General features: G+C 49.7%; 14 protein-coding genes. 9 read left to right on the top strand and 5 right to left on the bottom strand.

Annotated elements, in window-relative coordinates; genetic code table 11:
• Nucleotides 1-82: 82 nt before the first annotated feature.
• The gene (locus tag DFQ00_RS15000; protein WP_110897280.1) at nt 83-1,231 is read right to left on the bottom strand and encodes a DUF418 domain-containing protein; all 1,149 of its coding nucleotides are present in this window, start codon (nt 1,229-1,231) and stop codon (nt 83-85) included.
• Between the two features lie 198 nt (nt 1,232-1,429).
• On the opposite strand from DFQ00_RS15000, the gene DFQ00_RS14995 reads away from it, so the two are divergent.
• The 5 genes from DFQ00_RS14995 (at nt 1,430) to DFQ00_RS14975 (ending at nt 5,726) form a co-directional block, all read left to right on the top strand.
• On the top strand, nt 1,430-2,437 hold the full coding sequence (locus DFQ00_RS14995; RefSeq protein WP_110897279.1) for a helveticin J family class III bacteriocin: 1,008 nt from the start codon (nt 1,430-1,432) through the stop codon (nt 2,435-2,437).
• 332 nt (nt 2,438-2,769) lie between these two features.
• Complete coding sequence (locus DFQ00_RS14990) at nt 2,770-3,657, top strand: NUDIX hydrolase (protein WP_110897278.1); 888 nt, start codon at nt 2,770-2,772, stop codon at nt 3,655-3,657.
• A 187-nt stretch (nt 3,658-3,844) separates the two neighbouring features.
• Nucleotides 3,845-4,153 carry an NADAR family protein gene (locus tag DFQ00_RS14985; protein WP_341866268.1) on the top strand — a complete coding sequence of 103 codons (309 nt, stop codon included), beginning with the start codon at nt 3,845-3,847 and terminating at the stop codon, nt 4,151-4,153.
• 61 nt (nt 4,154-4,214) lie between these two features.
• The gene (locus DFQ00_RS14980; protein ID WP_110897277.1) at nt 4,215-5,207 is read left to right on the top strand and encodes a TIGR02452 family protein; all 993 of its coding nucleotides are present in this window, start codon (nt 4,215-4,217) and stop codon (nt 5,205-5,207) included.
• Between the two features lie 96 nt (nt 5,208-5,303).
• Nucleotides 5,304-5,726 (top strand): macro domain-containing protein, encoded by a 423-nt coding sequence (locus DFQ00_RS14975; RefSeq protein WP_110897276.1) that lies wholly within the window; start codon nt 5,304-5,306, stop codon nt 5,724-5,726.
• Nucleotides 5,727-5,917: 191 nt separating this feature from the next.
• Here the strand turns inward: DFQ00_RS14975 and DFQ00_RS14970 are convergent, their stop codons facing one another.
• The 4 genes from DFQ00_RS14970 to DFQ00_RS14955 form a co-directional block, all read right to left on the bottom strand.
• Nucleotides 5,918-6,874 carry an iron-hydroxamate ABC transporter substrate-binding protein gene (locus DFQ00_RS14970; RefSeq protein ID WP_110897312.1) on the bottom strand — a complete coding sequence of 319 codons (957 nt, stop codon included), beginning with the start codon at nt 6,872-6,874 and terminating at the stop codon, nt 5,918-5,920.
• Nucleotides 6,875-6,974: 100 nt separating this feature from the next.
• On the bottom strand, nt 6,975-8,039 hold the full coding sequence (locus tag DFQ00_RS14965; protein ID WP_425271029.1) for a FecCD family ABC transporter permease: 1,065 nt from the start codon (nt 8,037-8,039) through the stop codon (nt 6,975-6,977).
• A gap of 2 nt (nt 8,040-8,041) precedes the next feature.
• Nucleotides 8,042-9,013: a FecCD family ABC transporter permease gene (locus DFQ00_RS14960; RefSeq protein ID WP_110897275.1), complete on the bottom strand. Its 972-nt coding sequence runs from the start codon at nt 9,011-9,013 to the stop codon at nt 8,042-8,044.
• Nucleotides 9,014-9,214: 201 nt separating this feature from the next.
• Nucleotides 9,215-10,954, bottom strand: a complete 1,740-nt coding sequence (locus DFQ00_RS14955) for an AraC family transcriptional regulator (protein ID WP_110897274.1) — start codon at nt 10,952-10,954, stop codon at nt 9,215-9,217.
• Between DFQ00_RS14955 and DFQ00_RS29535 the strand changes: the two genes are divergently transcribed.
• The 4 genes from DFQ00_RS29535 (at nt 10,917) to DFQ00_RS29530 (ending at nt 13,914) form a co-directional block, all read left to right on the top strand.
• Nucleotides 10,917-11,528, top strand: coding sequence for a hypothetical protein (locus DFQ00_RS29535; RefSeq protein ID WP_208643787.1), 612 nt, complete (start codon nt 10,917-10,919; stop codon nt 11,526-11,528). The genes DFQ00_RS14955 and DFQ00_RS29535 overlap by 38 nt on opposite strands.
• A 165-nt stretch (nt 11,529-11,693) precedes the next feature.
• A complete protein-coding gene (locus DFQ00_RS14945) occupies nt 11,694-12,692 on the top strand; it encodes a Gfo/Idh/MocA family protein (RefSeq protein ID WP_110897310.1) in 999 nt (332 codons plus the stop codon).
• Between the two features lie 261 nt (nt 12,693-12,953).
• Entirely contained in the window at nt 12,954-13,607 is a 654-nt protein-coding gene (locus tag DFQ00_RS14940) for a pyroglutamyl-peptidase I (RefSeq protein WP_167433736.1), read from the top strand.
• Between the two features lie 118 nt (nt 13,608-13,725).
• The gene (locus DFQ00_RS29530; protein WP_146236180.1) at nt 13,726-13,914 is read left to right on the top strand and encodes a hypothetical protein; all 189 of its coding nucleotides are present in this window, start codon (nt 13,726-13,728) and stop codon (nt 13,912-13,914) included.
• Nucleotides 13,915-14,470 lie beyond the last annotated feature (556 nt).

Here is a 14,470-nt window from a genome sequence, read left to right as displayed (position 1 = left end):
ATGTTTATCAGGCAGGGCTGTCTCGCATCCATCGCGATTGTTGATCATGATGGTCCGGGACAGCCCCTCTTGGCATGGAAGGTTATATTGAGGTTTTCTGTGACTTGCCTCCAGGTGAGGGGGAGATGGACAGCTTACGCCACAGCCATTCCACCGGGCCTTGTTGATATTTTCGCAGCCAGAAGTGAGAGAAAAGCATTAACCATAGACAGATGCCAACCCACATCAACAAAATGAAGAGGGAGGATGGACGTCCGCCGAGTCCGAAGCCCCATCCGTAGAAGATTACAGAGGCGATGATGTTCTGTAATATGTAACAGCTCAGCGCCATCCTGCCAATCTCCCCGAAGCGGCGCATCAGTCGGGGGATGTTTCCTTTTTCCAGAGTCATTGCAATCATTCCGACGTAACCGAGCGTTAGCAGGGGCGCACTGATGTAGCGTACCCATAGATCCATGATGCCGCCTGGCACAAGCAGCAGCAGATTCAGAGGAATACCCGCTCCAAGCCCGATGATCATCAGCTTTCGTCGCTGGAGTCGTCCAGACTCATCGTTTGAGAATGCTCCGGTTCGCATAAGCAGTGATCCCAGCAGGAATAGAAAAACATTCAAAGGCATGATCGCGATAGATTCGGCCCGGAAAAATCCGAAATGGCTTATCCGAAACATGACCTGCTCCTGCCATGTACCCGAGGCGTACAGCCGGGTAATGATATCCATCCCGTTGAAGGCTGAGCCTGGCTCAAGTGCAAGCAGGGCTGTTATTCCTGTAACGCCAATCATATGTATGCTACCCGCAATTCCCATCATTATCAGAATAAAACGCCGGGAACGATGAATGATCAGGGCAACAATCATACCTGTGACAGCGTAGCTCATGAGCACATCATACTCCATCACAAACAGGTAGTGAATTAGACCATCCAGCAGCAGCAGTATGCATGACCAGATGTAAACTCCAGGCCAGTTGTAGCCTTCACGAACTGCTTTTTGACGTTTCAATTCGATGCCAGCACCGAATAACAGCGTAAGCATACCTAGAAATTTCCCGTTCACCAGTATAAGCATGATGGTTTGCAGCAAACGATCTCCTGAACTCCACCACGGCTCAAGTGCATGGCCGAAAACCAGATTGAGATCACCGAGATAAGCAAAAATCCAGATGTTTGTTCCTAATGTCCCCACAATGGCGAAACCTCGAAGAACATCCAGTAAGACAATACGTTTCATGAAGCCCTCCTTATTTAGTACAAATGAATTAAAAACAATATAACACGGTTGTACTAAAAAATACAGCATAAGTGATTCGGGAGTTCGATGTTTAGTAATATGGAAAATATGGTATTATTTATTGTGTGTAGTTTAATTTCAGAGCCCGTCCAACAGAGCGTATGTGTTTAAAACATAGGTAATCAAGGAGGCAATGATATGTTAAATAATCAATCTCAGCGCTTTACGGCAATGAAATGGAAAACGTTAATATCTTCTTTACTCGCATTCATCCTGTTACTGGTGTCTGTCGCGCCTGCTCTTGCCGCTTCTCCGGGAAAAACGGTTAACGCTTCGGCCAAGCTGGCGTACAATCTTAAAGGGCTCAAGTTCGATAGAGCTGTGCAAAAGGCATATATCGCAGATAAATATGTATACGTGACGCAACGAGTGAATGGGACATGTCATCTCTCCAGATTGCTGATCAAAGGAAGCGATGCACAATATGTGGATCATATGACGATTACAAACAGTGGCCACTGTCAGACACTGGATATGTACACGTACAATGGAGCCAACTATTTTTACTTCAGCTCCAAAGCTGATCCATCAACGTCTACTTATTGGTCGCTTCAGGTAGCGAGACTTCAATACTCGGCTGGCAAAACAGTCGATTATACCGATCTTCATCGTTTCACTTATATGAACTATGCAAATAAAAAGGGTTCAAAGCAGGGCACGACATATCGAGTGGATGGCGGTGGCAACAGCAGCTATACTGTATTTCGGATTCAAACGAGGGAGAACAAAAACTCCAAAACAGATAAGGTAGTATGGTCTGTATATGATACGGCTGCACTGAACAGGCTGCTTGACCAGAACAAGCAGGTTCGGATGGACAGCTCCGCAGCGATCAAAGCGGCAGTCTCCAGCTTCACACAGTCGGGCAGTGGCATTATCAGACCAAATGGTTCTTTTCAGGGTGCAGACTTGCTGGGTAAAACACAAATATTTACTTCCGGCGGGGCTGAAGGGGATACACCTCAGATTGCTAAAATCTCAAGCTCAGGCACATATCAGACTCTTGTGAAAATAACAAATGTCGGAAAGCATGAAATTGAGGGTGTGCAGACCAAGAATGGCAATGTTTACTTTACCATTGTCTCAGACCCTGGAAACAAAAAGAACGGGCAGAAAATATACTATGTCCCGGACAGCATTTTTTAATGTGAAGCCATCTCGGACGGGCCTCTGAAAGCTACGCTGTGAAGTTCTACTCATCACCAGAAAGAAAGAAAGAAAGAAAGAAAGAAAGAAAGATTGCCGTCGTGTTTGCTCTGTATGTTAAGGAGCAAGGCGACGGCTTTTTGACATTTGAATGATGAACGGCTGCTGATCAGCCTCATGAAACGGGGCATTGGCTGCCCGGAGCGCGTGCAATATGAAACGATTGCACGTGAGTTGATCTGTATATGGCGAATATGCTACATTGTTATTAACTCATTGATATTAACTATTTGTTAATAACAAAATGAGAATAATGGATTGGGGGCATTATCATGTCTCATGAAAGGATTAGCGAAGAGGAATTTCTTAGAACATACGATGCAGGAGAGTATGAACGTCCTTCGGTCACTGTCGACATGCTGGTGTTTACGATTCGCAGTGAAGAACAAGAGAATTACCGTAAGCTTGCGGAACCGGAGCTGGGGTTACTGCTGATTCGCCGAGGGGGTCACCCTTATCTCGGCCAGTGGGCATTGCCGGGGGGATTCGTATCCATGCAGGAATCATTGGAGGCTGCTGCGCGGCGAGAATTACATACGGAGACGGGGCTGGATGACATTTATCTGGAGCAGCTCTACACATGGGGAGATGTGGGCCGTGACCCGCGTACACGCGTGATCAGTTGCTCTTATATGGCATTGGTGGACAGCAGTGAGCTTGAACTTGAAGCCGGCGATGATGCCAGTGAGGCAAGCTGGTTTCGAGTGGAGCAGAGGCTGATAGAGGAGAAACGGCATATCCACGAGCAGGGACGGGTGACAGAACGCAGACTTCAACTCATGTTGAGCAATGGGACAGAGCAGTTATCGGCCATAATCGAGACGAAGGAGCAAGTGCAGGGACGTGTACGGAGCAACACTCTGAATCTGCTGCAGGCTCAGGGAATTGCTTTTGACCATGCTCAAATTATTCATTATGCGCTGGAGCGGCTGCGCTCCAAGATTGAATATACAGATATTGCATTTAATCTAATGCCTGAGAAATTCACACTGACGGCGCTGCAGAAGGTGTATGAGATCATTAGCGGCAGGAAGCTGCTGGCTGCGGCTTTTCGGCGCAAAATGGCAGATTGGGTGATCGAGACGGGCGAATATACAGCTAGTGCGGGCCACCGTCCATCCCGCTTGTATCGTTTGAACCTCGAGAGGGAGACCTTGTAGCTGGAAGCTGGACCCAAGAAGATTTGAATGAGCAATACAAAGAAGATTATTTAGACCGCAAAGAAGCAAGAGGTGATATGAGGATGGAAAAGTTTACGTTCTTCTGGCACACCGCATCACCGTTCTCGCAGTGGCATCCGGCTGATTTTATCGTGAACGGGGTTCAATACACCAGTGCGGAGCAATGATGCAACAGAAGGCACTGGTCTTTGGCGATCAGAAGATCGCAGAGCAGATCATGAGCACGAATTCGGCATCGGTACAAAAAAAGCTGGGCCGACAGGTCAAAGGATTCGACCAGACCGTATGGGAAGCCAAATGCCAGCGCATTGTTTATGAAGGCAATCAGGCAAAATTTACTCAGAACGAGGAGCTGCTGGCGGCTTTGCTGGCTACTCGTGGTACAACACTTGTGGAAGCAAGCCCGGATGACCGGATTTGGGGCGTGGGGCTTGCCGAGGACAATCCACGTATTCGCAATCGCTCGACTTGGTGAGGAACGAACTGGCTCGGAGAGATTCTGACACGTCTGAGAGAAGAGATAGGAGGTGCTTGAAATGAGTCATTCCGAGAGAAATAATAAATTCAACCAATACAATATTAAGGCTAATAGGGCTAATAGCTCTAATGTATCAGCAGGTCGAACTGGCGTAAACTCACGTTCCGGGCGCTCGCGCATTGCGCATCAAACGTTGGAGATTTTGGAAGAAGGGGTGTACGTTAACGGATATGATCGAGCCGTTCATATTCAGGAGGATATGAAGCAAGCTATTCAGAGATCAGTGCTCTATCGCCCAGCAGAGCTTTCTCTTTTGAAGGAAAAGCTGCGCAAAGGAGAGCAAGTCGACTCATCAGGAAACCAGCAGGGGGCGGTGTCTACCGTCTCCCATGGAAAAGCGGCGAGCATCGAAGTAACCGGAGAAACGACACTGGCGGCGGCTGCCCGTCTGACGCTGGAGGAAGGAAGAACGGATGTTGTGTGTCTAAATTTTGCATCGGCCAAAAATCCGGGCGGCGGATTCCTTGGCGGAAGTCAGGCTCAGGAGGAAAGTTTGGCACGTGCAACCGGGCTATACCCGTGTATTGCCCAGATGCATGAGATGTATGAGTATAATCGCAAGCAGCGCTCTTGTCTCTATTCAGACTATATGATCTACTCGCCACATGTGCCTGTGATTCGGGATGACGATGATCGACTGCTGGATCAATACTATAACAGCTCATTCATTACTGCGCCAGCGGTTAATGCAGGTGTGGTCAAGGAGCGGAACGAAGCAACGGAGGAGCAGATTCAGGGGGTGATGAAGGAACGTATTCGATATATTCTGGAGGTTGCGGCTGCTCAAGGTCATCGAACGATTGTGCTGGGGGCCTTTGGGTGTGGTGTATTTCAAAATGAGCCTGCACAGGTAGCGTCGTATTTTGCAGATGTACTGGTTGAGGAGCGATACAGTGATTATTTCGAGCGTATCATATTTGCTGTATTTGACCGAAGTGCAGGACAACAAACGCTGGAAACGTTCCGCCGAATACTATATAAGCTGAACTGAAGATTTTACACACACTAATCGAGACAGAATAACCTTCCAATCTAGGGAACGGAGTGGTAGAGCTTAATCCACATCGCAGGAAAGGATTGATATTACATGCAGTTTGATGAACGGCAGCAGGATTTGTTTGAACTGAAGGAGGACTATGCCCTGGCACACTGCATATCGGCTGATGCACGGATGGGCAAGGGGATCGCCGTGCAGTTTCGGGAGCGATTTGATCTGCAATCCCTTCAGGAGCAGGCCGGGCAGGAGCCGCTGAAGATTGGCAGATGTTATCCGGCTGGACGGACGCTGAATCTGGTTACCAAAGCAAAATTCTCTAATAAACCAACATATATATCATTAACCCAGGCAGTGGAGTCCATGCGGAAAGTCTGTGAAGAGCAGGGGATTACAAGGCTGGCCATGCCCCGAATTGGTTGTGGGCTGGACAGGTTAAAATGGGAGAAGGTTAGCAGCATTATTCAGAATACGTTTGCAGATATGGATATAGAGATCATTGTATGTACCGTGTGATGGCTATGATAAAAATAAAAAAACCTCAGCTTGGCAAGGAATACGCAAGGCACAGGGGGAGGCGACACTCCTGAGTGTTCATCCCTATGTCTATAGAGCAGGGGCATGACGATCATGCTCACTGTCTTGTTAACGTGATTCCGGTAGCCGAAGCGAGGTTTTTATTGTTTTAGCGTTGCGTGAGGCGTGGTTTATTTTTTAGAAAACATTTCTTTCGCCTCATCCATCGCCATCTTGTTGCCAATCGAGGAATAATCAAGCCAAGGCTGTGCCCCGATTGGATATACATGTCCGGCTTTGACAGCCTTCAGTCCTTGCCAGATCGGATTGTTCTGCAGCTCCTTGAACATCGTTTGCGCTTCATCGTCCGAGTTCACCACAACAAAGATGGCATCAGCATCGTAGTCCGGCAACACTTCACGTGATACGACCTGATACGGCTTGGAGGCATCCATTTCTTTGATGCCTTTGGCTGGAGTCAAACCGAGATCATCGTACAGTATAGGACCCATAGGACGGCGTGTGCTGAATACACGCAGCTCCTTGGCAGTGACACGAATCGCCATCACGCTCCCATCCCCGATCTGATTATGAATCAGAGATTTCACTTCCTTCGTTTCCGCTTCATAAGCCTGAATGTACTTCTCGGCCTGCTGCTCGCGGTTCACCAGCTTGCCAATCTCCTTCAAATGATCACGCCAAGTACCGTTGTCGAGGTTGAATACATGCACAGGTGCAATTTTCTCGAATTTGGCGACATCGTCACCGGAAAATTCTTCATCCAGATAGATCACATCAGGTTTAAGGGCAAGCAGCGCCTCCATGTCCGGGTCTTTCACCGGACCGAGCGGTGTTGTATCCTTCAGGCGGTCAGCGACATGGGACAGGAAACCCTTTGCTTCGCCGCCAATGACGGAGCCAACCGGGGTGATGCCCAGGGAAAGCAAATCATTGGTCAGGTGGATGGACATGGATGCAATCCGAGGTTCACCTGAAGAGGCGGTAGGGCTTGTACTGTCTGCCGGGGTGCTCACGTTTGTATTTTTGTTAGAATCGCCTGAGGCCGATGTGGATGTTTTGGCTGTTCCGCAGGCTGCAAGAACGAGCACAAGGCTGATGGTCAGCAATAGCATTAGATTTTTTTTCAACATATTTGTTATTCTCCTTGAGCTTCTCTTGGATTTTCATCTTGTCGATGAAATTGAATTTTTCAATTCAGGTGTATAGGTGTATGGAATGGCTCATTGATTATTTGGTCCGTACCAGCAGGTATAAAAAGTAGGGTGCGCCAATTGCGGCTACAACCACACCCGCTGGAATGGCGTTTGGTGCAAAAATCGTTCGGCCGACCGTATCGGCGGTCACCAGAATGACCATGCCGATCAGTCCGGCGGCCGGAATCAAGTGCCGATGCATTGGCCCAACCAGTCTGCGGGCCAGATGCGGGGCGGCAAGTCCGATAAAACCGATGCCTCCGGCCATGGATACACTGACTGCGGATAGGGCTACAGCACAGAGTAATAGCAGAATGCGACGTGAACGGACAGGTGTCCCAATGCTGGTTGCTGCGGCATCGCCCAGATGAAAAGCATCCAACGTTTTGGATCGACTCCAGATATAGGCGATACACAGCACCACCCACGGAAGCAAAGCCTGCACATGAATCCAGTCGCGGCCCCACACACTGCCTGCAAGCCAGCGTGCAGCAAAGGAATACGTGTCCTCGTCCAGACGCAGCGACAGATATAAGGTAAGCGCATGGAATCCGGCGGCGACAGCAATACCGACCAGAATAAGCTTAATCGGTGACACTCCACTATGTCTGTCGTAGGACAGCAGCATGATGATCAGGGCAGCAGCCACACTTCCGGCAAAAGCAAAGAGCGGGATCAACAGAGCGACAGAGGTATCCATGCTGAATGACAGGCTGACAAACACGATAAGCCCAAATGCAGCTCCGGCATGTAAACCCAGAATGCCAGGGTCAGCAAGGGCGTTCCGTGTAATTCCTTGCAGTGCAGCACCTGCGATTCCTAATCCCGCTCCGGCGAGCATGGTCACCAGTATTCGCGGCAGGCGGTAATCAAACAGGATCATCTGATCCTGTTCACTACCCTGACCGAGAAAGGTCTGTAGCACAGCCAACGGTGACATTCGCACAGTGCCCGTATTCAGGCTGATGATGATGACCAGTATCGCAAGACAGAGCAGTACAACGCTGACGATCAGTGCTCTCTTGCCACGGGAGACGGGATTGAGATGCTGATTGAACCTGCCAAGAGCTCTCGCTGCGGATGTAATTCTCCGTTTCATCACTACAAAGCCCTCCTTTCTTTACGGGCCAGATAGAGGAAGAACGGTACGCCGACAAAAGCAACCATGATCCCTACCGCCAGCTCCTGAGGTGGATTCACAATGCGTGCCCCGAGATCGGCCAGCACCAGCAGGATCGCACCGAGAAGGGAGGACATCGGGATGATCAGCCGATAATCTACCCCCACCAGTTTGCGGGACATGTGCGGGATAACGAGCCCTACAAAGCCAATGGAGCCTACTGCCGAGACAGATACCCCCGCGAGCACAACGACAGCACCCAGAGCGAGTATGCGGGTCCAGCGCAGATTAAGCCCCAGATTCAGAGCAACTTCTTCACCGAGTGACATCAGCGAGACACGTCTCGCAAGCGGCATGGTCAACAGCAGTGTAAGCAGCAGCGCGGGAAGAATCAGCCGTAGATGACGCCATTCGATACCTCCAAAACCTCCTGCGTACCAGAAGGCCAGATCCTGACTGAGGTCAAAATAAATGGCGACGCCTGTGCTTAATGAACCGAGCATCGCGGCAATGACTGCTCCGGCGACGGTCAGTCTGATGGAGCTCAGCCCTCCGGGAGCAGCCATCCCGAGCAGGAAGATGAGCAGGGTGCCCAGCACTGCCCCGATGAAGGATAGCAGCATAATCCAGCCGTATGGTAATCCCGGCCAGAAGGCAAAGCTTAGGGCTACGACAAAGGTTGCTCCGGCATTAATGCCGAGTATGCCAGTATCGGCCAGAGGATTGCGAGTAATACCTTGCATTAGCGCTCCCGCTACAGCAAAGGCTGCTCCGATTACAGCCGCAGCCAGTACGCGTGGCAGTCGCAGCTCATGAATGATCTGATGGGATGTCATAGACGGATTGTAATGAAATACGGCATTCCACACCGTTTCAAGTCTTAACCCTTTGGCTCCCAATGAGATGGCAATAAACATACTGATCAACAGGATAAAGGCGGCGGACAGAAACATCAGGCCAACCGTTACTGCGGATCGTTTAACATGAGTTGGGCGCTGGGGCAGTCCCGGATGTTGGATACGGGTCACTCCTTTATAACAAATAACATCTTTCGCTGTTATTGATTATCATTATCAATTAGTGAATATTATAAAATCTTAATCCAGGCCCGTACATGGCATAAATTAAGATTTGGGAAATGGACATTTTTTAGATTACAAAAGTATAGGCCTGCTCGTCAACATCGAGAGCGCTTCCTCGAGCTGGATGTTGATGGAATATGGCGCATAGACAACCCATGCGCTCCAGTCCACGAGATGCACACGCCCGCTGCGAACGGCAGGATGGCTGCTCCATAACGGATCATTCATTAATTGTTTGAGCAATGCTGCTCGATTATGCAGGTTGTCCACCGCAAGCACCAGCACATCAGCTTCAAGACCGTCCCATTCTCCGGGGGCAAAGGGCATCCAGTTATAGCCGATTCCAGGGGCTTTTCCTTGCAATTCAGCCTGAATACGCCGGGGAGCATTGAGCTGCAGCGTGCGATAAAACACATGACCGAAGTTGCGATGACTGTACATGCGTGGCCCTTTGGAGGTCAATGTACCTACAGCAACTGTAAGGTTGCCTGCAAGCTCCTTGATTTTCTTGCGTGCGCGTTCGGCCTTGCGCTCATGCCCGTCCAGCCAGTCTTTGGCCGCCCGCGTTCGATCCACAATGGAAGCAATGCGTTCCAGATGGCCGAAGACGTCCGTTTCGTTCCACGGAATTGTAATGATGGGAGCGACATCGCCAATATGCTCCATCGCTTTTGCTGCGGCATTATCCTTGGTCAGAATCAGCTCGGGCTGCACATCGAGGAAAGCCTGACGCCCCTGCTCCCAAGGCTCATATGCATGAAAAGGCAGCTTGAGCGAGTGAGGCAGGTGCGGCAGATGGCCTTGTATCTGAGCTGCACATGGGGTAATACCCAGGGTCATCAAATGGTCTGTATACGGATAGGAGAGGGATACAATGTTGCGATGAACCTGCTTGGCATATGCAGTTGGCGCATATCCGGCATAGTTGCGGAAGCGTCTGCTGAAATAAAACTCGTCCCTGTACCCGACCTCGCGCGCGATATCACGAATGCGGAGATTGGAGGTCAGCAGCCGCTCCTTGGCCCGGTTCATCCGCAGATGTGTAATGTACTCAATCGGATTTTTCTGCATTCGGCTTTTGAACAGCTGTGAATAGTAGGATGGATGCATGCCCGCCAGCTCGGCAAGTGTATCCAGCTTGATCTCATGCATGTAATGCTGCTGCATGTATTGAAGGGTTGTTTTTAGCCATGCCTCGGGGCTGTTTCGATTCTCTTCAGCGGCAGCAGACGTATTGTCTTCAGGCCAGAGCAGATAGAGCAGGTCGGTTAGGAGCAGCTGTGCCTTGATATCATAGGATGCGGCTTCATGATCGGATTGTGCGAGTTCAGTCAGCTGTGCAGCAATGCGCTGAATGCCGTAAAAAGGCCCCTGAATCCATCCGGTAACAGGTGAATGCAGTTCACGTTCATAGATGCGTCTGGCTTCTGTCTTCTCAATTGCCCGGAACAGATCATACTCAATAGTGTAGAGCTCAGCCTCGTGATCCGCATCAGATACAAGCTCCAAGCTTGTTCCAGGTGTGAGCAGGCAGGCTGATTTACGGATAATACGAGACGTCTCGCCGTTGACATTCAAGATGCCATTGAAGCGGTGCATGTATATAAAAGTGTGGTGTGTGAGCTTGGCTTGATGCCAGTGCAACTGCTGGCGTGTGTTGATATGCTTCGCTTGCCGCAGTTCAAGCAAGGCATCATTCAAGAAAGGTTTAAGCTCGGTATGTAAGCTCGAACTTGAAGAAGCAGACTTGCTCTGATCTGCGACCACATTTGTCTTGTTGGCCTCCGTTGATGCAGATACGGCCATAGGCATAGTAGTGGTGGTAGAGTTGGCAATGATTGCAAAGCCGGCAGAGCTGGTAGTGTTTGAAGAACTGGTAGAGTCGATAGCGCCAAAAGTGCCTGAAGTGCCTGAAGTGCCTGAAGTGCCTGAAGTGCCTGAAGTGCTTGAAGTGCCTGAAGTGCCTGAAGTGCTTGAAGTGCTTGAAGTGCCTGAAGTGCTTGAAGTGCTTGAAGTGCTTGAAGTGCCTGAAGTGCTTGAAGTACCTGAAGTGCTTGAAGTACCTGAAGTGCTTGAAGTGCCTGAAGTACCTGAAGTGCTTGAAGTGCTTGAAGTGCTTGAAGTGCTTGAAGTGCCTGAAGTGCTCGAAATGCCTGAAGTACCTGAAGTGCCTGCGAAGTCGGCAATGCAGGCAGTGCTTGCAGAGTTGGTGGTGCTGCCCGTTTGCGTTATAGCCCATTCGGCATCAGCGAGGGAGCGTTTATTTTTATTGCCGCTAGGGCGTTCAGGCAGTGTGTTGTGTGAAGGTATGCGGTTATGGTTGATATTCGTTCTGCTGCTCATGGCGTACCTTCCTTTCATATCATCTATACGAGTACGAGCTTGAACTCATCTTAGCAAATCTGTTGCGGAAATGAAATGTAATACGCGAGAGCATCATTTTCTGACGATTTTTGGTAAAATAAGAGAGATACGATGTTGGACTGGATGGAATGATCTGAAGTGATAGATTGGTAACAGCCAAATTAGCATTGGGGAGGGCGTATTTATGATGCATGCAGCGAAACGGGGAAAGGTTCGGTGGGGCATTATGGGCACAGGGTGGATCGCATCCCAGTTTGCCAAAGATCTGGAGCATGCCGGCAACGCAATAAAAGCAGCAGTTGGTTCACGAACTGCAGGTAGCGCGGAGAAGTTTGCAGCAGAATATGGTTTTGAACACGCTTACGCTTCATATGATGAACTGCTGCGAGATGCTGAGGTCGATATCATATATGTGGCAACACCGCACCCGGTGCATAAGGAAAATGTGATGGCCTGTCTGGAGGCAGGAAAAGCGGTGCTCTGTGAGAAACCGTTTACGATGAATTCTCGTCAGCTGGAGCAGCTGGTGGAAACGGCGCGGGAACGAAAGCTTTTTCTTATGGAGGGGATGTGGACCCGTTTCCTGCCTACGATTGCTCAAGCGCGTGCATGGATTGCAGAAGGCCGAATCGGACAAGTGCGGATGGTACAAGCGGATTTTGGCTTTCGTATTGGCTGGGAGCCGGAAGGACGTTTGCTTAACCCGGATCTGGGCGGCGGCGCCCTGCTGGATGCGGGGGTGTACCCGATCTCCTTTGCATCAATGATTTTTGGCGAACAGCCGCAGCATGTATGGAGTACTGCACATATCGGGGAGACCGGGGTGGATGAGCAATTCTCTGTATTGTTGTCCTATTCTGATGGGCGTTCGGCCTCGCTGAATGGTGCCATTCGCTTGAATCTGAACAATGAGGCTGTTATTTATGGCACGGAAGGCCGTATTCGTCTACCTTTTTTCCTGGCAGGTAAGGAAGCATACTTACACGTGAACGGCCAGGACGAGCCGGGAAAATATGTGGATGACCGAGCTTGTATCGGATATGCATTTGAAGCAGAGGAGGCTGGACGATGTATTCTGCAGGGACGCATGGAGAGCAGTACCATGAAGCTGGATGAATCGCTCGAAATTATGAAGCTGATGGACACCGTTCGTCGCCAGTGGGGATTGCGTTACAAATCGGAGTGATCAGGATTACGCGAGAGCGTATCGCAAGAAGGCATAGTGTAACAAGACATATTGATGTGTGATGAGCCGCCTTGTGGACGTGGTTGGATGTGAGCAGGTGCACGAGAGCGATGCATTCGCTTTTTGTGCGTTCCTGTTGCTCCTTGGCGGAGTTCAACGCTAAGATTTCGTAGCATGGGGAGAGGAAAGTCAGGAATAATGAGCGAGGATAGATGATGAGTGTCGATTGTTATTTGTACATCAGGAGGGGGAATAGGGCGAATGTTGAAATTTTTGATCTCCGGGTTTGAGCCTTTTGGCGGGGATGCCGTGAATCCAACAGGAGCGTTGATGCAGGCTTTGGAACATGAAGAAGTGGAGGGGACTGTATTCAAAACCGTGCTGCTGCCCGTGCATTTTGATGAATGTGCAGATTTGCTAATTGCGGAGATGGAGGCTTTTCAGCCGGATGTTGTTATTGCATGTGGACTGGCGAAAGGCAGAACAGCGATAACACCGGAGCGCATCGCGATTAATGTTAAAGATATACCGTCCGGCGCTTATGCGGATAATCAGGGTCAGCGTCCTGTGGACGAGCCGATTGCGGCGGGAAGTCCAGACGGGTTATTTTCCACCCTGCCGATCCGGGAGATGGTCAACGATATGATGGCTGCGGGCATCCCCGCTGCTGTTTCGAATACGGCGGGCACGTATATATGTAATAACACGATGTATCGGGTGCTGGACTACATTCGGATAGAGAACCTGCCTGTGCAGGCGGGCTTTGTACATTTTCCGGCTTCCACTGAAATGGCTGCTATGGCGCCGTCTGTACCGTCTTTGCCTCTTTCTATGATGCTCGACGCACTACATGTTATGATTCGAGCCGTAATCTCTGAATCGAAGACTGAAGCAAAAAGAAACGTGAAGTTTTAGCAGCCCATTGCCAGGGGGATCTTGAAACTGATGAAGTGCATCTTTTACCAGCTGTTCTCCCTTTGCTGTGTCACTTTGCTTTAACGTGCCCCTGCACGTCTGCGGAAAATTTCCCGGCTTGGAACGAACAGCAAGCAAAACTGCTTCCGTCAGCGTTTTCAGACACAGCGTAGTATATGGTCTGGACAAGCTGCACATTTCGATGGTTCGGATCGAGGAGCGAGGAAGACGGGAATCTTGCATAGGTGGAGGTAGAATAACGATTGCATTCATCGGATATCCCGCTGCATTTGGGGATGCAGCATAAGAGGAGGAACGAGGAACGAGGAACGAGGAACAAAGAACGAGGAACAAGGAACGAGGAACAAGGAACAAGGAACAAGGAACAAGGAACGAGGAACAAAGAACAGCTTACTCGTAGACGTGTTTGCCTTATAATCATAAACAAAGTAGCAGTCCTCTTGAAGTCGTAAGCCGACGAAAAGGACTGCTCTTTGGCATGCAGCGTATAAATAACTAGCGGTAAACAATTAGTAGTGATGCATAATGCGCAGTGTGCGCAATACGCACAATACGCACAATACGCGGCAGATGCAATAAGCTATACCAAGCTGAATATTGTCTCAAGTTCAGGCTGAGAAATTCTAACGGTCTCCAGCCACGCTATTTAGACCAATGAAGTGGTTTCGAAATTCTAACGATCCGTAGGAACGCTATTGCAATCATTTAGACCAGATCGAGGTCAAAACGAGTGATTTTCAGGCAAATAAGGTTTCTGGAGATCGTTAGCTGCGGCAGACCACGAAAAAGGGACAAATAAGGTCTGTCAGGATCGTTAGCGGTAGACACACACTACTTCGATG

Source organism: Paenibacillus barcinonensis (assembly GCF_003217495.1).
GTDB lineage: Bacteria > Bacillota > Bacilli > Paenibacillales > Paenibacillaceae > Paenibacillus > Paenibacillus barcinonensis.
This window is presented reverse-complemented; position numbering and strand designations above follow the sequence as displayed.

What these genes read in the sequence shown, in the direction of transcription:
- DFQ00_RS14965 (WP_425271029.1), bottom strand. Translation starts at nt 8,039, where the DNA reads ATGAAACGGAGAATTACATCCGCAGCGAGAGCTCTTGGCAGGTTCAAT.
- DFQ00_RS14980 (WP_110897277.1), top strand. Translation starts at nt 4,215, where the DNA reads ATGAGTCATTCCGAGAGAAATAATAAATTCAACCAATACAATATTAAG.
- DFQ00_RS15000 (WP_110897280.1), bottom strand. Translation starts at nt 1,231, where the DNA reads ATGAAACGTATTGTCTTACTGGATGTTCTTCGAGGTTTCGCCATTGTG.
- DFQ00_RS14945 (WP_110897310.1), top strand. Translation starts at nt 11,694, where the DNA reads ATGCATGCAGCGAAACGGGGAAAGGTTCGGTGGGGCATTATGGGCACA.
- DFQ00_RS14995 (WP_110897279.1), top strand. Translation starts at nt 1,430, where the DNA reads ATGTTAAATAATCAATCTCAGCGCTTTACGGCAATGAAATGGAAAACG.
- DFQ00_RS14975 (WP_110897276.1), top strand. Translation starts at nt 5,304, where the DNA reads ATGCAGTTTGATGAACGGCAGCAGGATTTGTTTGAACTGAAGGAGGAC.
- DFQ00_RS14940 (WP_167433736.1), top strand. Translation starts at nt 12,954, where the DNA reads ATGTTGAAATTTTTGATCTCCGGGTTTGAGCCTTTTGGCGGGGATGCC.
- DFQ00_RS14990 (WP_110897278.1), top strand. Translation starts at nt 2,770, where the DNA reads ATGTCTCATGAAAGGATTAGCGAAGAGGAATTTCTTAGAACATACGAT.
- DFQ00_RS14955 (WP_110897274.1), bottom strand. Translation starts at nt 10,954, where the DNA reads ATGCCTATGGCCGTATCTGCATCAACGGAGGCCAACAAGACAAATGTG.
- DFQ00_RS14960 (WP_110897275.1), bottom strand. Translation starts at nt 9,013, where the DNA reads ATGTTTCTGTCCGCCGCCTTTATCCTGTTGATCAGTATGTTTATTGCC.
- DFQ00_RS14985 (WP_341866268.1), top strand. Translation starts at nt 3,845, where the DNA reads ATGCAACAGAAGGCACTGGTCTTTGGCGATCAGAAGATCGCAGAGCAG.